The sequence below is a fragment of the Leucobacter chromiiresistens genome (assembly GCF_900102345.1).
Taxonomy (GTDB): Bacteria; Actinomycetota; Actinomycetes; order Actinomycetales; family Microbacteriaceae; genus Leucobacter; species Leucobacter chromiiresistens.
On record NZ_FNKB01000001.1, the window covers coordinates 481,575 to 501,842 of the forward strand.

Annotated in this window: 18 protein-coding genes; 12 read left to right on the top strand and 6 right to left on the bottom strand. The window is 71.4% G+C overall.

The genetic code is table 11. The annotated features are described in order from the left end of the window. Nucleotides 1–45: 45 nt before the first annotated feature. The 4 genes from BLT44_RS02205 to BLT44_RS02220 form a co-directional block, all read right to left on the bottom strand. On the bottom strand, nucleotides 46–1,575 hold the full coding sequence (locus BLT44_RS02205) for a DHA2 family efflux MFS transporter permease subunit (protein ID WP_074689874.1): 1,530 nt from the start codon (nucleotides 1,573–1,575) through the stop codon (nucleotides 46–48). A gap of 31 nt (nucleotides 1,576–1,606) precedes the next feature. Beyond that, a complete protein-coding gene (locus BLT44_RS02210; RefSeq protein WP_010155787.1) occupies nucleotides 1,607–2,023 on the bottom strand; it encodes a cytidine deaminase in 417 nt (138 codons plus the stop codon). A gap of 103 nt (nucleotides 2,024–2,126) precedes the next feature. Further along, nucleotides 2,127–3,266: an ABC transporter permease gene (locus BLT44_RS02215; protein ID WP_010155786.1), complete on the bottom strand. Its 1,140-nt coding sequence runs from the start codon at nucleotides 3,264–3,266 to the stop codon at nucleotides 2,127–2,129. Then, on the bottom strand, nucleotides 3,263–4,168 hold the full coding sequence (locus BLT44_RS02220; RefSeq protein WP_010155785.1) for an ABC transporter ATP-binding protein: 906 nt from the start codon (nucleotides 4,166–4,168) through the stop codon (nucleotides 3,263–3,265). The genes BLT44_RS02215 and BLT44_RS02220 overlap by 4 nt, the downstream gene beginning before the upstream one ends. A 149-nt stretch (nucleotides 4,169–4,317) precedes the next feature. Between BLT44_RS02220 and BLT44_RS02225 the strand changes: the two genes are divergently transcribed. From BLT44_RS02225 to BLT44_RS02235, 3 genes are all read left to right on the top strand, one after another. Continuing rightward, complete coding sequence (locus BLT44_RS02225; protein ID WP_010155783.1) at nucleotides 4,318–5,610, top strand: sensor histidine kinase; 1,293 nt, start codon at nucleotides 4,318–4,320, stop codon at nucleotides 5,608–5,610. Between the two features lie 26 nt (nucleotides 5,611–5,636). Then, entirely contained in the window at nucleotides 5,637–6,368 is a 732-nt protein-coding gene (locus BLT44_RS02230) for a response regulator (RefSeq protein WP_010155782.1), read from the top strand. Nucleotides 6,369–6,444: 76 nt separating this feature from the next. Continuing rightward, nucleotides 6,445–6,783 (top strand): DUF3817 domain-containing protein, encoded by a 339-nt coding sequence (locus tag BLT44_RS02235; protein ID WP_010155781.1) that lies wholly within the window; start codon nucleotides 6,445–6,447, stop codon nucleotides 6,781–6,783. 312 nt (nucleotides 6,784–7,095) lie between these two features. Here BLT44_RS02235 and BLT44_RS02240 read toward each other — a convergent pair whose 3' ends face one another. Beyond that, entirely contained in the window at nucleotides 7,096–8,109 is a 1,014-nt protein-coding gene (locus BLT44_RS02240) for a LacI family DNA-binding transcriptional regulator (protein WP_010155780.1), read from the bottom strand. A 231-nt stretch (nucleotides 8,110–8,340) separates the two neighbouring features. On the opposite strand from BLT44_RS02240, the gene BLT44_RS02245 reads away from it, so the two are divergent. The 6 genes from BLT44_RS02245 to rhaI all read left to right on the top strand — a co-directional run bounded on the left by BLT44_RS02245 (nucleotide 8,341) and on the right by rhaI (nucleotide 14,791). After that, a complete protein-coding gene (locus BLT44_RS02245; protein WP_010155779.1) occupies nucleotides 8,341–9,870 on the top strand; it encodes a sugar ABC transporter ATP-binding protein in 1,530 nt (509 codons plus the stop codon). Beyond that, a complete protein-coding gene (locus BLT44_RS02250; protein ID WP_010155778.1) occupies nucleotides 9,867–10,898 on the top strand; it encodes an ABC transporter permease in 1,032 nt (343 codons plus the stop codon). The genes BLT44_RS02245 and BLT44_RS02250 overlap by 4 nt, the downstream gene beginning before the upstream one ends. After that, nucleotides 10,895–11,965, top strand: coding sequence for an ABC transporter permease (locus tag BLT44_RS02255; protein ID WP_010155777.1), 1,071 nt, complete (start codon nucleotides 10,895–10,897; stop codon nucleotides 11,963–11,965). The genes BLT44_RS02250 and BLT44_RS02255 overlap by 4 nt, the downstream gene beginning before the upstream one ends. Before the next feature lie 105 nt (nucleotides 11,966–12,070). Continuing rightward, on the top strand, nucleotides 12,071–13,111 hold the full coding sequence (gene rhaS, locus BLT44_RS02260; RefSeq protein ID WP_010155776.1) for a rhamnose ABC transporter substrate-binding protein: 1,041 nt from the start codon (nucleotides 12,071–12,073) through the stop codon (nucleotides 13,109–13,111). 126 nt (nucleotides 13,112–13,237) lie between these two features. Next, on the top strand, nucleotides 13,238–13,591 hold the full coding sequence (locus BLT44_RS02265; RefSeq protein ID WP_010155775.1) for an L-rhamnose mutarotase: 354 nt from the start codon (nucleotides 13,238–13,240) through the stop codon (nucleotides 13,589–13,591). Between the two features lie 30 nt (nucleotides 13,592–13,621). Continuing rightward, nucleotides 13,622–14,791, top strand: a complete 1,170-nt coding sequence (rhaI, locus tag BLT44_RS02270) for an L-rhamnose isomerase (protein ID WP_010155773.1) — start codon at nucleotides 13,622–13,624, stop codon at nucleotides 14,789–14,791. A gap of 211 nt (nucleotides 14,792–15,002) precedes the next feature. Here rhaI and BLT44_RS02275 read toward each other — a convergent pair whose 3' ends face one another. Continuing rightward, a complete protein-coding gene (locus BLT44_RS02275; protein ID WP_010155772.1) occupies nucleotides 15,003–15,797 on the bottom strand; it encodes a DeoR/GlpR family DNA-binding transcription regulator in 795 nt (264 codons plus the stop codon). Between the two features lie 139 nt (nucleotides 15,798–15,936). Here BLT44_RS02275 and BLT44_RS02280 point away from each other — a divergent pair, with 139 nt between their 5' ends. From BLT44_RS02280 to BLT44_RS02290, 3 genes are read left to right on the top strand one after another with little or no spacing between them, the layout of a single operon-like run. Beyond that, nucleotides 15,937–17,979 carry a bifunctional rhamnulose-1-phosphate aldolase/short-chain dehydrogenase gene (locus tag BLT44_RS02280; RefSeq protein WP_010155771.1) on the top strand — a complete coding sequence of 681 codons (2,043 nt, stop codon included), beginning with the start codon at nucleotides 15,937–15,939 and terminating at the stop codon, nucleotides 17,977–17,979. Then, a complete protein-coding gene (locus BLT44_RS02285; protein ID WP_010155770.1) occupies nucleotides 17,976–19,520 on the top strand; it encodes a rhamnulokinase in 1,545 nt (514 codons plus the stop codon). The genes BLT44_RS02280 and BLT44_RS02285 overlap by 4 nt, the downstream gene beginning before the upstream one ends. Then, nucleotides 19,517–20,197, top strand: coding sequence for a FadR/GntR family transcriptional regulator (locus tag BLT44_RS02290; protein WP_010155769.1), 681 nt, complete (start codon nucleotides 19,517–19,519; stop codon nucleotides 20,195–20,197). The genes BLT44_RS02285 and BLT44_RS02290 overlap by 4 nt, the downstream gene beginning before the upstream one ends. Nucleotides 20,198–20,268: the final 71 nt, after the last annotated feature.

The following is a 20,268-nucleotide window of genomic DNA, read 5'->3' on the forward strand; positions in this document are numbered from 1 at the left end:
GCGGGAGTTCCTTTCATTGAACGGCGGGTCGGCACCGGCGGCGCATCACACCTCCGACGGCACCTCGACGGGGGTGGTGGGGGTCTTCTGCGGGCGGCGCGCGAACCAGAGCGACACGATGGCGCCGAGCAGGATCGCCGCGACCGGCAGCAGCATCGACTGCGCCATCGCGGCGGCGAACCCCTCGCGCGCCGCCTCCGGCAGCTGGCCTCCGCCCATGCCCGCCTCGCCGCCGGCGGCGCCCGCGGCTCCGGCACCGCCGCCGGCTCCGCCCAGCTCGGCGGCGATGCGCGACTGCATCAGGGCTGCGATCGCGGCGGAGCCGAGCACGGCGCCCACCTGGCGCGAGGTGTTGTACACGCCCGATCCGGCGCCCGCGAGCTGCGGCGCCAGGCTGAACGTGGTGATCGATGCGAGCGGCCCCCACATGCAGGCGTTCGCCACGCCGAGCACCGCACTGGGCACGAGCAGCAGCCAGAGCGGCGTCTCGGGCCGCAGCAGGAAGAAGTAGAGCAGCATGCCCACGGCCACGAGCGTGAGCCCGAACGTCGCGATGCGACGCGGATCGGTGCGGTCGATGAGCAGGCCGACCGGGCGCGCGAGCCCCGCCGAGAGCAGCGCCATCGGCACGAGCATGAGCGCCGACTGGGTCGGGGCGAGCCCGCGCACGAGCTGGTAGTAGAACATGAGGGGCAGGCCCATGCTGGTGACGGCGAGGCCCACCGTGACGATCGTGCCCGTGCCGACGGAGAAGTTGCGATCCCGGAAGATCTCGAGCGGCAGCAGCGGCTCGCCGCGCTGCACGCGCTGCCAGACGACGAAGAGCGCCAGCACGACCGCGCCGGCGATGATGAGGCTCCACACCGAGATCGGCCCCCAGATCACGCCCCACTCGTAGCTCTCGCCCTCCTGGATGCCGAAGACCAGCATGAACATGCCCGCGGCGCTCAGCAGCACGCCGACCCAGTCGAAGTGGTGCGCGTGCGTGTCGAGACGGGGCACGAACCGCATCGCGAGCACGAAGCCGATGATGCCGACGGGCACGTTGATGAAGAAGATCCACTCCCAGCCGAAGCCGTCGAGCAGCACCCCGCCGAGAATCGGCCCGACGAGCGTCGCGACGCCCGCCGTGATGCCCCACACGGCCATCGCGGAGCCGCGGTTGCGCGGCGAGAAGATGCGGGTGATCACGGCCATGGTCTGCGGCGTCATCAGTGCGGCGCCCAGCCCTTGGAATACGCGCGCCACGATGAGCGCTTCGATGGTGCCCGACATGCCGCACGCGAGCGACGACAGCGTGAACACGGTGAGGCCGACGAGGTAGATGCGGCGCGGGCCGAAGCGGTCGCCGAGGCGCCCCGTGATGAGCAGCGGCACGGCGTATGCGAGCAGGTACGCGCTCGTGGCCCAGAGCGTCGCCACCATCGTCGTGCCGAGGCCCTCCATGATCGAGGGGTTCGCGACCGACACGATCGTGGTGTCGACGAGGATCATGAAGAAGCCGAGCACCAGCGACCACAGGGCGGGCCACGGGCGGATCTCGGGCTTCGAGGAGGAGGGGGTATCGGAGGTCACCCGAGAAGACTACTCCTGGCCTCCGACACGGTCAGGGGGTGGCGGCGGGCAGCTCGGAGGGACCGAAATGCTCGGGCAGCAGCTCGTCGATCGTGCGGATCCCGGCGGGCGTCTGCAGCCGCATGCCCGGGGCGGCGGCTTCGGCGAGCAGCTGCCGGCAGCGCCCGCACGGGGTGATCGGCCGGCCCTCGCCCACGCAGGCGAACGCGACCAGGCGCCCGCCCCCGCCGAGGTGCAGCTGCCCGATCATCGCGCACTCTGCGCACAGGGTGACCCCGTAGCTGGCGTTCTCGACATTGCAGCCCGTGATCACGCGACCGTCGTCGACGAGGGCGGCGCACCCCACCGCGAAGCCGGAGTAGGGGGCGTACGCGTGCTCGGCTGCGGCGAGCGCGGCGTCGGTGAGCGCGGTCCAGTCGATGTCGGTCCAGTCGATGTCGGCGGCCATGCCCCCAGCGTAATCCGGGGCAGCAGGGTCGCGGCCGGACGCGAGACGCGAGAGAGCCCGGGGCGCGCACCCCGGGCTCTCCGATCCTGCACCGCCGCGCAGGCTAGTCCTTCAGCGCGTCGCGCAGCTTCACCCGCACGCCCGTGCGCAGAATCGAGTTGCTGTAGATGCGCGACCCGATCCAGACGACCACCGCGATCGTGGCGACCAGGATGCCCAGCGACAGGATCGGCTCCCACCACTCGGCGATGCCGAGGTAGAGGCGCATCGGCATCGCGTTGGGCGCCGAGAACGGGATGTAGCTCATGATCGCGAGCGCCTGCGGGTTGTCGTTGAAGAAGATGATGGCGAAGAACGGGATCATCACGAGCATCATCACGGGGCTCGTCACCGATCCGATGTCCTCCTGCCGCGACACCAGCGCCGCAGCCGCCGCGTACATCGCCGCGAGCAGCACGAACCCGAACGCGAACAGGATGCCGAACCAGATGATCGACGTGCCGAGTTCGCCGAGCAGCAGATCCTGCCCGGTCGCGAGCATGCCGACCGATGCGAGGGCGAGGATCGCCACCACCGTGCCGAGGGCGAGGGCGCTGTTGCCGAGGATCTTGCCGGCCAGCATCGTGCGGGCCGACACGGTGGCCAGCAGGATCTCGATGATGCGCGTCTGCTTCTCCTCGACCACGCTCTGCGCGATGGTCGTGCCGAAGGTGAGCGCGGTCGTGTAGAAGATCATGCCGAACGCGAAGGCGATGATGTACGCGAGCAGGGGGTTCGCGCCCAGCGGTTCGAGGAGCTCTACCGACGGCGCCGCCGAGAGCGCCTGCACGAGGTCGCTCGGGGCGCTGTCGAGCGCGATCACGGTGAGATCGAGCGGCGTATCCCCGCCCGGCACGACCGCCGCCTCGACGTCGCCGTCGCGCACGAGCTGCTCGGCCTCGGCGCGGTCGCCGGCCTCGGTCACATCGAAGCCCGCCGATTCGAGGGCGTCGCCCTGGGCGCTGCTCGCCCCGGCCACGGTGGCCACCTGCGTGGGGCTCCCGAGGCCGCCGCTCTGCGAGATGAGCCCGCTGATCACCACGCCGCCCAGCACCACGAGCAGCAGGATGCCGGTCGAGATGAGGAACGCCTTGCTGCGCAGCCGGGTGGTGATCTCGCGCTCCGCGACGAGCCACGCCCCCTGCACCCCGGTTATGGGGCGCGACGCGGATCGCGGAGACTGAGAAGTGAGTGGAGCGATCATCGCACGACCTCCTTGAAGATCTGGGCCAGTGAGGGGGTGATGGGGGCGAAGCGGCGCACCGCGGCGCCGGGCGCCGCCTGCTGCACAGCGCGGGCGAGCACGGCCTGCGCGGCCGCCGCATCCGGGGCGTCGAAGCGGGCGAAGCCGCCGTCGAGGTGGGTGACCTCGACGCCGGGCTGGTCGCGCACCCAACCCGCATCGGCCGCGGGCCCCTCCAGCTCGAGCTCGAAGCTGCTCCCCGCGTGCTGGGCGCGCAGGCCCTCGCGCGAGCCCGAGGCGAGGATCCTGCCCCCGCCGATCACCACGACGTCGTCGCAGAGCCGCTCGACGATGTCGAGCTGATGGGAGGAGAAGAGCACCGGCGCCCCCTGGGCCGCGTAGTCGCGGAGCACCGCGAGCACGACCTCGACCGCCATGGGGTCGAGCCCGGAGAACGGCTCGTCGAGCACCAGCGCCGACGGCTCGTGCACGAGCGCCGCCGCGATCTGCGCCCGCTGCTGATTGCCGAGCGAGAGGCTCTCGAGCGTGTCGCCGCCGCGCTCGCCCAGGCCGAGCCGCTCGATGAGATCGGCCGCAGACTTCTTGGCGGCGGCCGCGCTCATGCCGTGGAGCCGCCCGAGGTAGACGAGCTGCTCGAGCACCTGCATCTTCGGGTAGAGGCCGCGCTCCTCGGGCATGTAGCCGAAGCGTGCGCGATCGGCGGGGGTGATGGCGGTGCCGTCGAGGCTGACGGTGCCCGCGTCGGCGGAGAGCACCCCGAGGATGATGCGCATGGTCGTGGTCTTGCCCGCGCCGTTGCCGCCGACGAAGCCGGTCATGCGACCGCCCTCGACGGTGAAGCTCACGTCGTCGAGCACGCGCCGCTCGCCGAAGCTGCGGGAGACGCCTGCGATGTCGATCATCTCGATCCCTTCTGTCGTGTGGTTCCAGCATGGCCGCGGCGCGCGTCGGGCCGCTTCCCCCGCACGGCTGATTCGCGCTCCGCACGGCGGAGGGCGCCTCCCCCCGGCGGCGGAGGCGCGGCGTCGGCGGTACGCCCTACGCTGGTTCCATGCACGAACACGCGGAGTGGAGCCGGCCGAGCCCGGGCCGGAGCGGGCGGCGGGCCGACCTCGTGCTCGCACTGGTGCTCGCGGTCGCCTCGGTGACCACGGCGCTGCTCTATGCGCGCACCGGCATGTACCCGGGCGCGGCTGAGCCTTGGGTGTGGGCGGTCGGGCTCGGGCTCACGACGCTGCCGCTCGCACTGCGGCGCCGCTACCCGGTGCCCGTCGCGCTCGCCGTCTCGGCCGGGTTCTTCATCTGCGGCCAGTTCGGCGTGCCCGAGGTGCTCATCATCAACATCAGCCTCTTCTGCGCGCTCTACACCGTGGGCGCATGGGAGCGACGGCGCACCCTGGCCCTCTGGGCGCGGGTCGGGATCGGCACGGCCATGATGGTGTGGCTCATCATCGGCCTGATCGTCGCATCGTCGAGCACCGAGGCGTTCGAGGGCATCTCGCGCTCCGGCATCTTCTCCGCGTACGCCACCTACGCCGTGATCCAGATCATCACGAACCTGCTGTACTTCGGCGGCGCCTACTTCTTCGGCGAGCGCTCGTGGCACGCCGCCCGCAACCAGGCGCTGCTCGAGGCGCGCGGGCGCGAGCTCGAGCTCGAGCGGCAGACGAGCGCCGCCCAGGCCGTCGCGCTCGACCGCCTGTCGATCGCGCGCGAGCTGCACGACGTGGTCGCGCACCACGTCTCCGTGATGGGCATCCAGGCCGCGGCGGCGCGGCGCACCCTGGAGCGCGACCCCGCCCGCTCGGCGGCCGCGCTCGGCGTCGTCGAGGAGAGCGCGGGCACCGCCGTCGACGAGCTGCGGCGCCTCCTGCTCACGCTGTGCGATCCCGCGAAAGAGGCGTCGGCGCCCACGACGATCGGCGTGGCCCACCTCGCCGAGCTCGTCGCCGACGCGCAGAGCTCGGGCACCCCCGCGACGCTCATCGTCGCCGGCGAGCCGAGACCGATTCCCATGCTCGTCGACGTCGCGCTCTACCGCGTCGTGCAGGAGGCGCTGACGAACATCCGCAAGCACGCCGGGCGCGGCGCCGCCGCCGAGGTGCGGCTCCGCTTCGGCGAGGAGTCGGTCGAGGTCGAGGTATCCGACGACGGCGTGCGGCAGGAGCTGAGCCAGCGCTCGCGGGGCTCGGGCCTCGGCCTCCGCGGCATGCGCGAACGGGTCGGGGCCGTCGGCGGCACCGTGTTCGCCGGGCGGCGCGAGCGGGGCGGCTTCCTCGTGCGGGCCGCCGTGCCGATCGCGCCTGCGACCTCCGCTTCGCCCACGGCCACCCCGGTCGGCTGATCCCGCTTCCACTCCGAAAGGTGCCCATGATCCGCGTCCTCCTCGTCGACGACCAAGCGCTGGTGCGCTCGGGCTTCCGCATCATCCTCGAGTCGGAGCCCGACATCGAGGTCGTCGGCGAGGCCGAGAACGGGCAGGTCGCAGTCGCGCTCGCCTCCGAACTCCGCCCCGACGTCATCTGCATGGATGTCGAGATGCCCGTGCTCACCGGCATCGAGGCATCGCGCCGCATCCTCTCGCCCGACGGCGGGCCGGGAGCCGCGAGCGAGCCGAGGCCCGCGATCCTCGTGCTCACCACCTTCGGGCACGAGCAGTACCTCTTCGACGCACTCGCCGCCGGTGTGAGCGGGTTCCTGCTGAAGACCGCGCGCGCCGAGCAGCTCATCGACGCCGTGCGCTCGCTCGCCGCGGGCGACGCGCTGCTCGGACCCGACGTGACCCGCGCCGTCATCGAACGGGTCTCGGCCGCCCCGGGCAGCGGCGCCGCGCCTCTGCACGATGCGGCGTTGGAGGGCTCCGGCGATCCGGCGCCGATCACGGTGCCCGACGCCGCCGACGCCGCGATGGCTGCGGCCGGGCTCACCGAACGGGAGCGCGAGGTGCTCGCCCTCGTGGCGGAGGGGAAGTCGAACGCCGAGATCGCGGCGGCGCTGTTCCTCGGCGAGGCGACGATCAAGACCCACGTCTCGAACCTGCTGCAGAAGCTCGGCGTGCGCGACCGCATTCAGGCGGTCGTGTGGGCGCACACCCGCTCGTAGCGCGCGGGTGTCCGGGGGCGGGCGGGGGCCGGCGGCGCACGGCGTTCGTGGAGGGCGCGTCGATAGGATTCGGCTCATGACGAACGCCTCGGGAATCGGCCGCGCCTACGCCTGGATCGCCTTCGTGGAGGCGTTCACGTGGGCGGGGCTGCTCGTCGGCATGTTCCTGAAGTACATCACGGAGACGACGCCCATCGTGGTCACCATCTTCGGATCGCTGCACGGCGCCGCCTTCATCACCTACGGCCTGATCACCATCGCGGCGGCGATCCGAATGCGCTGGTCGTGGTTCGTCGCACTGCTCGCCCTCGCGGCGTCCATCCCGCCGCTCTGCACCATCCCGATGGAGATCTGGTTGCGCCGCACCGGCCGCCTGGCTGCGGCCGAGCCCGCGGCGGCGCCCGCCGTCGCCTGATCCGACGCCGCCCGCCCCGCCCGGCCGGCCCCGCCCCGCCCGCACTCCGGAGCGGGGTCACTTTTCGTGGGTGTCGCGCGTCCGACACGCACGAAAAATGACCCCGCTCGCACGGTTGGCGGGGGGCAGAGCGCAGCGGGGTCGGTTTCGGAGCGTGTCGGGCACGACGTACGGCGCGACACGCTCCCGAAGTGACCCCGCTCGCAGGAGAGGAGAGGAGGAGAGGAGCGACGCGGCGGCACGGCGCGGCGGCACGGCGCGGCGGAGAGGCGCGGCGCGGCGCGACGCCGACGATGCAGACGCGACGGCGCCTCAGGCGCCGCCCACCGTCGAGGCGCGCACCACGAGCTCGGGCGTGAACTCGATCTGCTCGCGCACCGCGTCGGCACCGGCCCGCGCCTCCGAGAGCAGCAGCCCGACCGCGGTCGCGCCGATCTCCACCGCCGGCTGCCGCACCGACGTGATCGGCACCACGGCGGCGCTCGCGAAGTCGATGTCGTCGTAGCCGATGAGCGCGATGTCCTCGGGCACGCGCAGCGATCCGGTCATGACGAGCGCCTGCAGCACGCCCATCGCGAGCAGGTCGTTGGCGGCGAAGACGGCGTCGGGCCGCCGCTCGGCGGGGAGCGCGAGGATCTCCTCGGCGATCCGGCGCCCCTCGAGCACGCTCAGCGCCTGCGTCTCGCGCACTTCGAGCGTGGCGTCGGCGACCTCGGCGACCACGGAGCGGGCCCCGTTCACGCGGTCGGAGACCTGCTTGATGCCGAGCGGGCCGCCGACGAACGCGATGCGGCGGCGCCCCTGCTCGAGCAGGTGGCGGGCGGCGATGCGGCCGCCTTCGATGTCGTCCACCGACACGGAGGAGAAGGATCGGTCGCTCGATCCGCGGTCGACGAGCACGACGGGGATGCCGGCCTGGCGCAGCCGCCAGAGCTGGGTGAGGTCGGTGTCGACGGGCGAGATGAGCACGCCGGCGACGCGGTGCTCCTCGAACATCTCGAGGATGCTGTGCTCGCGCTGCGGCGAGTCGTCGCTGCCGCCCATGAGCACCGTGTACCCGTCGTCGATGGCGCGCCGCTGCGCCCCGTGCGCCAGGTCCATGAAGAAGGGGTTGCGGGTGTCGAGCACGACGAGGCCGAAGCTGCTGCTGCGGCCGGCCCGCAGTTGCCGCGCCGCGTCGTTGCGCACGAAGCCGAGCTGCTCGATCGCCTGCGTGACGCGGGCGACGGTGGCGGGGGCGACGATCTCGGGGCGATTGAGCACGTTCGAGACCGTGCCCACCGACACCCCCGCCTCGCGGGCGACGTCGCGGATGCTCGCGGCCATGGCGTGACCCTTCACTCAAGATTCGTACAGCACTGCGTTTCGGAGCAGTCTACCGATCGCACCACCCTTTTGAAACGCTTCAATAACGACTGCGAAACCGACTCGACATCGACTTGACTCATTCGCGACCCGCGCCATAAACTCGCCTCAACCGCGATTGAAACGATTCACAGCGAGGATCGCGCACCACCCCCGACATGCCCTTCCGATGGCAGGAAGTCCGTGAGTTCAATGAAGAAACCACCCACCGGCGCACCGCTGCTCGAGCTGCGCGGCGTCGCCAAGGCCTTCGGCCAGGTGATCGCACTGCGCGACAGCACGCTCGCGCTCCACCCCGGGTCGATCCACGCGCTCGTCGGCGAGAACGGCGCGGGCAAGTCTACGCTGGTGAAGATCATCGCCGGCCTCTACCGCCGCGACAGCGGAGAGTTCCTGTACGACGGCGAGAGCGTCGACTTCTCGACGACCGCCGAGTCGAAGGCCGCCGGAATCGCGGTCATCTACCAGGAGCCCACCCTCTTCCCCGACCTGTCGGTCACCGAGAACATCTTCATGGGCCGCCAGCCGCGCGGCCGATTCGGGCGCATCGACCGCGGCGCCATGCGAACCGAGGTCGAGTCGCTGTTCGCCCGCCTCGGCGTCGCCATGGACCCCGATCGCACCGCCGACGGCCTCTCCATCGCCGACCAGCAGATGATCGAGATCGCCAAGGCCATCTCGCTCGACGCGCGCGTGCTCATCATGGACGAGCCCACTGCCGCGCTGTCGGGCGTCGAGGTCGACCGCCTCTTCCAGGTGGCCCGGGCGCTCCGCGACGAGGGGCGCGCGCTCGTCTTCATCTCGCACCGCTTCGACGAGGTGTTCGCGCTCTGCGACACCATCACGGTGATGCGCGACGGCAGCTACGTGTCGACGCGCGCCATCGCCGAGACCGACCCCGACAGCGTCGTCGCCGAGATGGTGGGGCGCGAGATCACCGACCTCTTCCCGAAGCTCGAGACCGAGGTCGGCGAGCCGCTGCTCGTGGTCGAGGGGCTCACGAGCCCGGGCGTCTTCAGCGACATCAGCTTCACCGTGCGCGCCGGCGAGATCGTCGGGCTCGCGGGTCTCGTGGGCGCGGGGCGCAGCGAGGTCGCCCGCGCCGTGTTCGGCGTCGACCCGTACCGCAGCGGCACCGTCACCGTCGCCGGCACCCGCGTGCCCAGGAACAAGCCGACCGCGGCGATGCGCGCCGGGCTGGCGCTCGTGCCCGAGGATCGCCGCAAGCAGGGCCTCGTGCTCGACTCGAGCGTGGGGCGCAACACGACCTCCGTGATCCTCGACTCGATCGCGAAGCTCGGCCTCGTCACCACGGGGGCTGAGAACCGCGCCGCGCGCCCCTGGTCGGAGAAGCTCGAGGTGAAGGCGAACGCGCTGACCACGATCGCCGGCACCCTGTCGGGCGGCAACCAGCAGAAGGTCGTGCTCGGCAAGTGGCTCGCCACCGACCCGCGCGTGCTCATCATCGACGAGCCGACGCGCGGCATCGACGTCGGCACCAAGTCCGAGGTGCACCGGCTGCTGTCGACGCTCGCCAGCCAGGGCATGGGCGTGCTCATGATCTCGAGCGAGCTGCCCGAGGTGCTCGGCATGGCCGACCGCGTGCTCGTCATGCACGAGGGGCGCATCACCGCGGCCATCGATCGCGAGGCGGCGACGCAGGAGAACGTCATGCGCGCGGCCACCCACAGCTCGAGCACGGAATCGGAGCACGCCGCATGAGCGCGACCACCCTGAATGCCCCCGGCGTCGGATTCGGCGCGATCGTCGGGCGACTGACCCGGGCGCGGGAGGCGAGCATCCTGCTCGCCGTACTGCTCGTCGTCGCCGCTGCCACGATCAAGAACCCCAACTTCCTGTTCTCCACCGACGGCTACCGCGACCTGTGGCTGACGCCCTCGCTGCTCCTCCTCGTCGCCGTCGGCCAGGCGGTCGTGCTGATCACCCGCAACGTCGACCTGTCGGTCGGTTCGATCCTCGGCCTGAGCGCGTACCTCACCGGTCGCCTCTTCATCGACCTGCCGGGGGTGCCCGCCATCGTCGTCGTCGTGATCGCGATCGTGTTCGGCGGCCTGCTGGGGCTGATCAACGGCGCGCTCGTCGCCTTCGCGAAGGTGCCGGCGCTCGTGATCACCCTCGGCACGATGTACGCGTTCCGCGGCATCAACGTGCTGTGGACGGGGTCGGATCGCATCAACGCCTCCGACATGCCGCGCGGCTTCCTCGCGCTCGGCACCGCCCAGGTGCTCACCATCCCGGTGCTCACCATCATCGCCGTCGTCGTGCTGATCGCGGTGGCCTGGTGGATGAAGAACACGCGGGGCGGGCGCGAGTGCTACGCGATCGGATCGGATCCCGACGCGGCCCAGCTCTACGGCCTGCCCGTCACCCGCCGCGTGCTCACCGCGTTCGTGCTCTCGGGCGCGCTCTCCGGGTTCGCCGGCGTGCTGTACGCGGCGCGCTACGGCACCATCAACTCGCAGGCGGGCGCCGGCTGGGAGTTCGACGCGATCGGCGCTGCCGTGATCGGCGGCGTCGCGATCTTCGGCGGCGTCGGATCGGTGTGGGGCGCGGCGATCGGCGCGGCGCTGCTCATGACCATCAACCGTGCGCTCCCCGTGCTCGGCGTGCCCGACTTCTGGCAGCGCGCCGTGGTCGGCGTGCTCATCATCGGCGCCATCGTGCTCGACCGTGTGCTCTCGCTCCGGCAGCACCGCAAACTCATCGAAGAACGGGAGACGCAGCGATGACCGCTCAGACCACCGTCACCACCTCCACGACGAGCCTGCGCCCCATCGCGGACTACGACCGCCCGCTGTGGCAGCGCCTCCTCCTCACCCGGGAGAGCGCGATCATCGCCCTCGTCGTCATCGTCGTCGTCTTCGCGAGCATCGTGGTGCCGAACTTCGGCAGCAAGATCACGATGACGTACCTGCTGCTCGACATCTTCCCGATCCTCATCATCGCGCTGCCGATGACCGCGATCATCGTGACGGGCGAGATCGACCTGTCGGTCGCGAGCATCGTGGGCCTGTCGAGCGTGCTCACCGGGGTGCTCACGCAGGCGGGCGTGCCGTTCGGGCTGACCATCGTGCTCGCCCTCGCCGCCGGCCTCCTCGCGGGCGTCATCAACGGGTTCCTCATCACCGCCGTGGGCCTCCCCTCGCTCGCGGTGACGATCGGCACACTCGCGCTCTTCCGTGGCATCGCCGTCGGCCTGCTCGGCACCACCGCCGTCACCGAGTTCCCCGAGTTCTGGACGGACCTGGCGAAGGAGAAGATCGGCTCGACCGGCATCCCGGTCGTGATGATCCTCTTCGTCGTGCTGGCGATCGCGTTCGCCATTCTGCTGCACTTCACGAAATTCGGCCGCGGCGTCTTCGCGATCGGCCTCTCCCCCGAGGCGGCCCGCTTCTCGGGCGTCGACGTGGCCCGCACCAAGATGCTGCTCTACGTGCTCAGCGGCGCGGTGTCGGCCCTCGCCGGCATCTACTTCACGCTGCGCTACGGCAGCGCCCGCGGCGACAACGCGACCGGCATGGAGCTGCAGGTCATCGCGGCCGTGCTGCTCGGCGGCGTGTCGATCTTCGGCGGCCGCGGCGCCCTGCACGGGGTGATCGCCGGCGTCGTGCTGATCGGCGTGCTCGGCAGCGCCCTGCGCCTCGCGAACGTCACCTCCGACGTGATCAACATCATCACCGGAGCGCTGCTGATCGCCGCCGTCATCTCGACGAGCGTGATCGCCGCCGTCAAGAACCGGCGGAGAACCGGGAGAAAGCTGCAGATCGCCGGCGCCCGGGCCGCGACGACGGCCTGACGCGCCGGTCCGTCTCCCCGATCAGCGACCCGACTCCCCAGAAGACCTCCACGACCACCCACACCCAACCCCGCACCGCGGGGCGATGAAAGGAAACGACGAACGATGTGGTTCCAGAACAATAAGAAGAAGGCCGGCGCGGTGCTCGCGCTGGCGGCCACCGCGGCACTGCTGCTCTCGAGCTGCTCAGGCGGCGACGCCGGCGGCGGCTCGGAGGGCGGCTCCGAGGGATCCGGCGCGAGCATCACGTTCCTGCCGAAGAACCTCGGCAACCCCTACTTCGACACCTCGAGCAAGGGCGGCAAGGCCGCGGTCGAGGCGTTCGGCGGCACCTTCAGCGAGGTCGGCCCCACCGAGGCCACGCCCGACGCGCAGGTCAGCTTCATCAACACGGCGACCCAGCAGGGCGTCGGCGCGCTCGCCATCTCGGCGAACGACCCGAAGGCGATCTGCGACGCCGTCAACGAGGCCCGCGACAACGACGTGAAGGTCGTCACATTCGACTCCGACACCAGCGCCGACTGCCGCGACCTGTTCGTGAACCAGGCCGACGCCGCGGGCATCGCCCAGGTGCAGGTCGACATGATCACCGAGCAGATCGGCGACGAGGGCCAGATCGCCGTGCTCTCGGCCGCCGCCAACGCCACGAACCAGAACGCCTGGATCGACCTCATGAAGGAGGAGCTCGAGGCCAACCACCCCGACGTCGAGCTCGTCGAGGTCGTCTACGGCGACGACGACGACCAGACGTCGTTCGACAAGACCGCCGCGCTGCTGCAGACCTACCCGGAGCTCAAGGGCATCGTCTCGCCGACGACCGTCGGCATCGCGGCCGCCGCGCGCTACCTGTCGACCTCCGACGCCAAGGGCGAGGTCGCACTGACCGGCCTCGGCACGCCGAACCAGATGCGCGAGTACGTCGAGGACGGCACCGTCACCGAGTTCGCGCTCTGGAACCCCGAGGATCTCGGCTACCTCACCGCTTACGCCGCCAACGCGCTCGCCACCGGCGAGATCGAGGGCGCCGAGGGCGACACCTTCGAGGCCGGCGACCTCGGCGAGTACACCGTCGGCGAGGACGGCGTCGTGCTGCTCGGCGACCCGTTCCGCTTCAACGCGGAGAACATCGACGACTTCGACTTCTGAGTCGTCGCGGCGGGGGATGCTGACCGGGCAGGATCAGGATCCCCCACCGCCCCGCCCCGCCGATCCTCGGCACCCCCGACCCGCGCACCCGCCCCGCCCCGCTTCCGACCGCCCTGGAGGAACCCCGTGAGAGTCTGCTTCCAGATGCAGGTCAAGCCCGACCGCCTCGAGGCGTACGCCGAGCACCACGCCGCAGTCCGGCCCGACATGCTGCAGGCGATCGCCGACGCGGGGCGCCGCAACTACTCCCTCTTCCTCCGCCCCGACGGGCTGCTCATCGGCTACTACGAGACCGACGACGACGACGCCGCCCAACGGGCGCTCGCAGCCGACCCCCGCACCGCCGCGTGGGAGGCGCAGATGGCCGACTACTTCGTCGCCTCGACCGGCCGCCCCGACCAGGATGCCCCCAGACTCACCGAGGTGTTCCACCTCGAAGACCAACTCGCGCGCCACCACGCGGGCTCGAATCGCGCATAGCGCAGCACCAGACAGAAAGCGCACACCACCATGAGCACCCAGCTGACTCCCGAAATCCTCGCCGCCCTCGAGCAGCAGGCCGTCGAGGTCCCGTCATGGGCCTACGGCAACTCGGGCACCCGGTTCAAGGTGTTCGGCACGCCCGGCACCCCCCGCGACCCGTTCGAGAAGATCGCCGACGCCGCGGAGGTCCACCGCGTCACCGGGCTCGCGCCCACCGTCGCACTCCACATCCCCTGGGATCTCGTCGACGACTTCGCCGCGCTCCGCGCGCACGCCGAAGACCTCGGGGTGCGGCTCGGCACCATCAACTCGAACACCTTCCAGGACGACGACTACAAGTTCGGGGCGCTCACCCACGAGGACGCCGCGATCCGCCGCAAGGCCATCGACCACCACCTGCAGTGCATCGACGTCATGGACGAGACCGGATCGCGCGACCTGAAGATCTGGCTCGCCGAGGGGTCGAACTACCCGGGCCAGGCCGACATGCGGGGCCGTCAGGATCGCCTGCAGGAATCGCTCCAGGAGATCTACGCACGGCTCTCCGCCGACCAGCGCCTCGTGCTCGAGTACAAGTTCTTCGAGCCCGCGTTCTACCACACCGACGTTCCCGACTGGGGCACCTCGTACGCGCAGGTCGTGTCGCTCGGCGACCGCGCCATGGTCTGCCTCGACACCGGCCACCACGCCCCCGGCACGAACATCGAGTTCATCGTGATGCAGCTGCTCCGCCTCGGCCGGCTCGGCTCGTTCGACTTCAACAGCCGCTTCTACGCCGACGACGACCTGATCGTGGGGGCCGCAGACCCGTTCCAGCTCTTCCGCATCCTCGTCGAGGTGGTGCGCGGCGGCGGGCTGAACAACCCCGATGTGGCGTTCATGCTGGACCAGTGCCACAACGTCGAGGAGAAGATCCCCGGCCAGATCCGCTCCGTGCTCAACGTGCAGGAGATGACGGCCCGCGCGCTGCTGCTCGACCGCGACGCCCTGGCGGGTGCGCAGCGCGCGGGCGACGTGCTCGGCGCGAACGCCATCATGATGGACGCCTTCTACACCGACGTGCGCCCGGCCCTCGCCGAGTGGCGCGAGTCGCGGGGCCTGCCCGCGGATCCGATGGCCGCGTACGCCGCCTCGGGCTACCAGCAGCGCATCAACGCCGACCGCGTGGGCGGCGCACAGGCGAGCTGGGGCGCGTAGGGGCGCCACGGCCGCCCTTACCGCCGCCCCGCCGCCCATTCCGCCCTCCCTCACCAAAACCCGCAGCGGGGTCGCTTTCGGAGCGTGTTGCGGCGCTCTCGATGCCCGACACCCTCCGAAAACGACCCCGCTGCGGGTGTGCGCGGGTGGATGGGCGGGTGTGCGCGGGTGGATGGGCGGGTGGAGTGCGGTGGGCGACGGCGGCAGCCGCTCAGCGGGCGGCGGCGGACGGCGGGGCGGCCTGCGCCGCGCGGTCGACGGTCACGCCGAGCGCGCGCCACGGCGCCGCGTCGGCCTCGGCGAACTCGTCGTCGGTGATGAGGCGGTCGACGGCGGTGGCCGGTACGACGCTGTGCTGCCCGAACCCCGAGGCCTTGGTCGAGTCGAAGAGCCCGACCACGAGCTCGGCCGCCGACGCCATGGCGCGCTTCGTCTCCGCCTCGGAGAAGGAGCGCTCCAGCAGCCCCTGCTCGGGCGACAGCGCGGAGACTCCGAGAAAGGCGAGGTCGATCGTGCCGTAGCCCCGCAGCAGTTCGGCGGGGAACCCGACCGTCGAGTGCGAGGTGCGCCGCACGGTGCCGCCGAGCACCACGATCGCGGGGCCCGAGCGCTCGGCCAACTGCGACGCGACGCGCAGCGAGTTCGTCACGATGGTGAGGTCGGTGCGGTCGGCCAGTTCGAGGGCGAGGTAGTACCCGGTCGACGACGAGTCGATCGCGATCACGGCGTCCGCGCCGACGAGGTCGGCTGCGCGTCGCGCCACGGCCCGCTTCGCCCCGACGCGGTGGCCCAGCCGTTCGGCGAGCGGGCCCTCCTCGGCGGTCCGCAGCCGGGCGCCGCCCCGTACGCGCTCGATGACGGCGCTGCGGGAGAGGCGGTCGAGGTCTTTGCGCATCGTCACGGCCGATACGCCGACGCTCGCGGCGAGCTCGCCGACGGAGACGAGCTCGCGCCCCTCGAGGAGCCCGAGGATGCGCTCGTCGCGCTGCGCTGCCGTTGGCGTCATAGTGGGTCACTCTACCGCGATCCCCGTCGCGGAGTCGAGCTTCGAAAGCCAACAAGGTTTCGATCGCAACTTTGCGCTATTGCATTCGAAACCGACTGCGCTTAGGCTGGGCGCATTCCCTGAGCTCGAAAGGCCGCCAATGACGCACACCGATCCCACCGCCCAGGCACTCATCGCCCGATCGAACCGACTCGGCGCCGATAAGAAGAACACCAACTTCGCGGGCGGCAACACGTCGGCGAAGGGCGTCGCGACAGACCCCGTCACGGGCGACGACGTCGAGCTCATGTGGGTGAAGGGATCGGGCGGCGACCTCGGCACGCTCACCGCCGCCGGCCTCTCCACGCTGCGGGTCGACCGCCTCCGCGCGCTCGTGAACGTCTACCCCGGGCTCGAGCGGGAGGACGAGATGGTCGCCGCGCTCGACTACTGCCTCCACGGCAAGGGCGGGGCGGCCCCCTCCATCGACACCGCCATGCACGGCCTCGTCGACGCCGCGCACGTCGACCACCTGCACCCCGACTCCGGCATCGCGATCGCCACCGCCGCCGACGGCGAGGCGCTCACCGCGAAGATCTTCGGCGACCGGGTCGTGTGGGTGCCGTGGCGCCGCCCCGGCTTCCAGCTCGGCCTCGACATCGCCGCGATCAAGGCCGAGCACCCCGAGGCGATCGGCTGCATCCTCGGCGGCCACGGCATCACGGCGTGGGGCGACACGAGCGAGCAGAGCGAGCAGCACTCCCTCTGGATCATCGACACCGCCGCCGCCTACATCGCCGAGCACGGCGCGCCCGAGCCCTTCGGCGGCGTCGTCGCCGGGTTCGAGCCGCTGCTGCAGGAGGAGCGCCTCGCACGGGCCGCGCAGCTCGCCCCCGTCGTGCGCGGCATCGCGAGCACCGACAAGCCGATGGTCGGCCACTTCACCGACGCCGACGCGGTGCTCGACTTCCTGTCGCGCGAGAAGCTCGCACCGCTCGCCGCGCTCGGCACGAGCTGCCCGGATCACTTCCTCCGCACCAAGGTGAAGCCGCTCGTGCTCGACCTGCCGGCGACCGCATCGGTCGAGGATCAGATCGCCCGGCTGCACGAGCTGCACGAGGCGTACCGCGACGACTACCGCGCCTACTACGAGGCGCACGCCGACGAGTCGAGCCCGGCGATGCGCGGCGCCGATCCGCTCATCGTGCTGATCCCCGGCGTCGGCATGTTCAGCTACGGCGCCAACAAGCAGACGGCGCGGGTCGCGGGCGAGTTCTACGTCAACGCGATCAACGTGATGCGCGGCGCCGAGGCGCTCTCCTCCTACGCCCCCATCAGCGACGCCGAGAAGTTCCGCATCGAGTACTGGGCGCTCGAGGAGGCGAAGCTGCAGCGCATGCCGAAGCCGAAGTCGCACCAGGGCCGCATCGCGTTCGTCACGGGCGCCGCGTCGGGCATCGGCAAGGCGGTCGCCACGCGCCTCGCCGCCGAGGGCGCATGCGTGGTGGTCGCCGATCTCGACCTCGAGAAGGCGCAGGCCGCCGCGGCCGAGCTGGGGAGCACCGACGTCGCCATCGGCGTGGCGGCGAACGTCGCCGACGCCGGCGCGGTGCAGCGCGCGATCGACGCCGCGGTGCTCGCCTTCGGCGGCATCGACCTCGTCGTGAACAACGCCGGCCTCTCGCTGTCGAAGTCCCTGCTCGACACCACGGAGGCCGACTGGGACTTGCAGCACGACGTCATGGCGAAGGGCTCCTTCCTCGTCGCGCAGGCCGCCGCCCGCGCCATGATCGCGCAGCGGCTCGGGGGCGACATCATCTACATCTCGTCGAAGAACAGCGTCTTCGCCGGCCCCAACAACATCGCGTACTCGGCGACGAAGGCCGACCAGGCCCACCAGGTGCGCCTCCTCGCGGTCGAGCTCGGCGAGCACGGCATCCGCGTCAACGGCATCAACCCCGACGGCGTGGTGCGCGGCTCGGGCATCTTCGCCGCCGGCTGGGGCGCGAACCGCGCCGCGACCTACGGCGTCAAGGAGGAGGATCTCGGCCAGTTCTACGCGAACCGCACCATTCTGAAGCGCGAGGTGGTGCCCGAGAACGTCGCCGACGCGGTGTACGTGCTCACCGGCCCCGAGCTCACCCGCACCACGGGCCTCCACATCCCGGTCGACTCCGGCGTCGCCGCCGCGTTCCTGCGATGACCGACAGGGCGGGGGGATCGGCGGTCGCCGCCGTCGATCTCGGCGCGACGAGCGGGCGCGTGATCGTCGGGCGCATCGAGCAGGGCGCGGAGGGCGCGCAGCTGCGCACCCAGCACGTCGCCCGCTTCGCGAACGATCCCGTGCGCACGAGCGACGGCCTGCACTGGAACTTCCTCGAGCTCTACCACCAGGCGCTGCAGGGGCTCGCGGCCGCCGAGCGCGGCGCGCCGGGCGAGATCGCGTCGATCGGCATCGACTCGTGGGCCGTCGACTACGGCCTGCTGCGCCGCGGCCGCCTGCTCGGCATCCCGTACCACTACCGCGACGCCCGCTGCGATGCCGGGGTCGCGGCGGTGCATGCGCGCATTCCCGCTGACCGCCTGTACGCGCGCAACGGGCTGCAGCATCTCACGTTCAACACGATCTTCCAACTCGCCGCCGAGGACGGCCTGCTCGACGTCGCCGACCGCGCGCTGCTCGTGCCCGACCTGCTGAACTACTGGCTCACGGGCGTGGAGGCCGCGGAGCGGAGCAATGCGTCGACGACCGGCCTCCTCGACCCGCGCACCCGGGAGTGGGATCTCGAGCTCGCCGACGCGGTCGGCATCCCCGCGAGCATCCTGCCGCCCCTCATCGACGCCGGCACGCGCCTCGGCCGGGTCGCCGGCGACGCGGCGACGGTCATCGGTCGGGCGATCGACGTCGTCGCGGTCGCCTCCCACGACACGGCCTCGGCCGTCGCAGCGGTGCCGGCCACGCGATCCGACTTCGCGTACATCTCGTGCGGCACCTGGGGTCTCGTCGGCCTCGAGCTCGACGCGCCGGTGCTCACCGACGCCGCCCGCCGCGCGAACTTCACCAACGAGGGCGGCATCGAGGGCACCACCCGCTTCCTGCACAACGTGATGGGCACCTGGCTGTTCTCGGAGTCGCTGCGCCACTGGGAGCCCGGTGCGACGAACGCGCAGCGGTCGAGCCTGCTCGGCGAGCTGCTCGCCGAGGCGGCGAAGCTCACCGGGGACGTGCCGGTGTTCGATGCGAACGACCCCGGGTTCCTCCCCCCGGGAGACCTGCCCGATCGCATCGTGCGCTGGTTCGAGGCGCGCGGCGAGCGCGCCCCCGAGGGCCGCGTCGAGATCGTGCGCTCCATCACCGAGAGCCTCGCGGTCGCGTTCGCCGACGCCGTCGAGACCGCGGGCCGGCTGGCGGATCGCGACGTGTCGACCATCCACGTCGTCGGCGGCGGATCCCAGAACACGCTGCTCTGCCAGCGCCTCGCCGATCGCTCCGGGCTCGACGTGCTCGCCGGCCCCGTCGAGGCGACCGCGATGGGCAACCTGCTCATCCAGGCACAGACGCTCGGCCTCATCGGCCCCGGTCTCGCCGAGCTGCGCGCGGTCGTGGCGCGATCCACCGCCCCGATCCGCTACACCCCCGCCACGGGCCGGCGGACGCGCGGCCTCCCGGACGCGGGTGCGGGTGCGGGTGCGGGCGCGGGTGCGGCGGGGATGAGCGCCGACTGCGATAATCGAGAGCGATGAAGGCTCACGAGGCGGTCATGGAGTGGGTGACCGAGGAGCTGCGCAGCGGGCGGCTGCACATCGGCGACCACCTGCCCGGGGAGCGCGCGCTCGCCGAGGCGCTGCAGGTCTCCCGCAGCTCGCTGCGCGAGGCGCTGCGCGTGCTCGAAGCCCTGGGCACGATCCGCACGGCGACGGGCTCGGGCCCGCGATCCGGCACCATCATCACGGCCTCCCCCGAGCAGGCGCTCACGCTCGCGCTGAACCTGCAGCTCGCGACGAGCCAGGTGGAGCACCACCACGTCTACGAGATGCGCCTGCTGCTCGAGAGCTGGGCCGCCGAGCACTCCGACCCGGCGCGTGGCGACTGGGAGCAGGCGGGCCTCCTGCTCGACCGCATGGACGACCCCGATCTGCCGGTCGAGAAGTTCCTGCCCCTCGACGCCGAGTTCCACGTGCTGCTCTCGCGCGCGGCGAACAATCCGCTGACGAGCACGCTCATGGACGCCCTGCGCGTGTCGATCGCCGACCACACGCTGCAGCGCGCGCAGGCGCTGCCTGACTGGACGCGCACGGCCGAGCGCCTGCGCGCGGAGCACCGCGGCATCCTCGAGAGCCTGCGAGACGGCGACCGCGATACCGCCGTCGAGCGGATCCGCGCGCACATCCGCGGGTACTACTTCGAGACCGCCCGCTGATCCCCCGCCCGGATTGACGGATCGCGAACGCCGCACCTACACTACTTGTGGTCATACCACATGGTCTGACC

What these genes read in the sequence shown, in the direction of transcription:
- rhaI (WP_010155773.1), top strand. Translation starts at nt 13,622, where the DNA reads ATGAGCACCCAGCTGACTCCCGAAATCCTCGCCGCCCTCGAGCAGCAG.
- BLT44_RS02245 (WP_010155779.1), top strand. Translation starts at nt 8,341, where the DNA reads ATGAAGAAACCACCCACCGGCGCACCGCTGCTCGAGCTGCGCGGCGTC.
- BLT44_RS02280 (WP_010155771.1), top strand. Translation starts at nt 15,937, where the DNA reads ATGACGCACACCGATCCCACCGCCCAGGCACTCATCGCCCGATCGAAC.
- BLT44_RS02240 (WP_010155780.1), bottom strand. Translation starts at nt 8,109, where the DNA reads ATGGCCGCGAGCATCCGCGACGTCGCCCGCGAGGCGGGGGTGTCGGTG.
- BLT44_RS02275 (WP_010155772.1), bottom strand. Translation starts at nt 15,797, where the DNA reads ATGACGCCAACGGCAGCGCAGCGCGACGAGCGCATCCTCGGGCTCCTC.
- BLT44_RS02225 (WP_010155783.1), top strand. Translation starts at nt 4,318, where the DNA reads ATGCACGAACACGCGGAGTGGAGCCGGCCGAGCCCGGGCCGGAGCGGG.
- BLT44_RS02215 (WP_010155786.1), bottom strand. Translation starts at nt 3,266, where the DNA reads ATGATCGCTCCACTCACTTCTCAGTCTCCGCGATCCGCGTCGCGCCCC.
- rhaS (WP_010155776.1), top strand. Translation starts at nt 12,071, where the DNA reads ATGTGGTTCCAGAACAATAAGAAGAAGGCCGGCGCGGTGCTCGCGCTG.
- BLT44_RS02210 (WP_010155787.1), bottom strand. Translation starts at nt 2,023, where the DNA reads ATGGCCGCCGACATCGACTGGACCGACATCGACTGGACCGCGCTCACC.
- BLT44_RS02255 (WP_010155777.1), top strand. Translation starts at nt 10,895, where the DNA reads ATGACCGCTCAGACCACCGTCACCACCTCCACGACGAGCCTGCGCCCC.
- BLT44_RS02250 (WP_010155778.1), top strand. Translation starts at nt 9,867, where the DNA reads ATGAGCGCGACCACCCTGAATGCCCCCGGCGTCGGATTCGGCGCGATC.
- BLT44_RS02285 (WP_010155770.1), top strand. Translation starts at nt 17,976, where the DNA reads ATGACCGACAGGGCGGGGGGATCGGCGGTCGCCGCCGTCGATCTCGGC.
- BLT44_RS02220 (WP_010155785.1), bottom strand. Translation starts at nt 4,168, where the DNA reads ATGATCGACATCGCAGGCGTCTCCCGCAGCTTCGGCGAGCGGCGCGTG.
- BLT44_RS02290 (WP_010155769.1), top strand. Translation starts at nt 19,517, where the DNA reads ATGAAGGCTCACGAGGCGGTCATGGAGTGGGTGACCGAGGAGCTGCGC.
- BLT44_RS02230 (WP_010155782.1), top strand. Translation starts at nt 5,637, where the DNA reads ATGATCCGCGTCCTCCTCGTCGACGACCAAGCGCTGGTGCGCTCGGGC.
- BLT44_RS02235 (WP_010155781.1), top strand. Translation starts at nt 6,445, where the DNA reads ATGACGAACGCCTCGGGAATCGGCCGCGCCTACGCCTGGATCGCCTTC.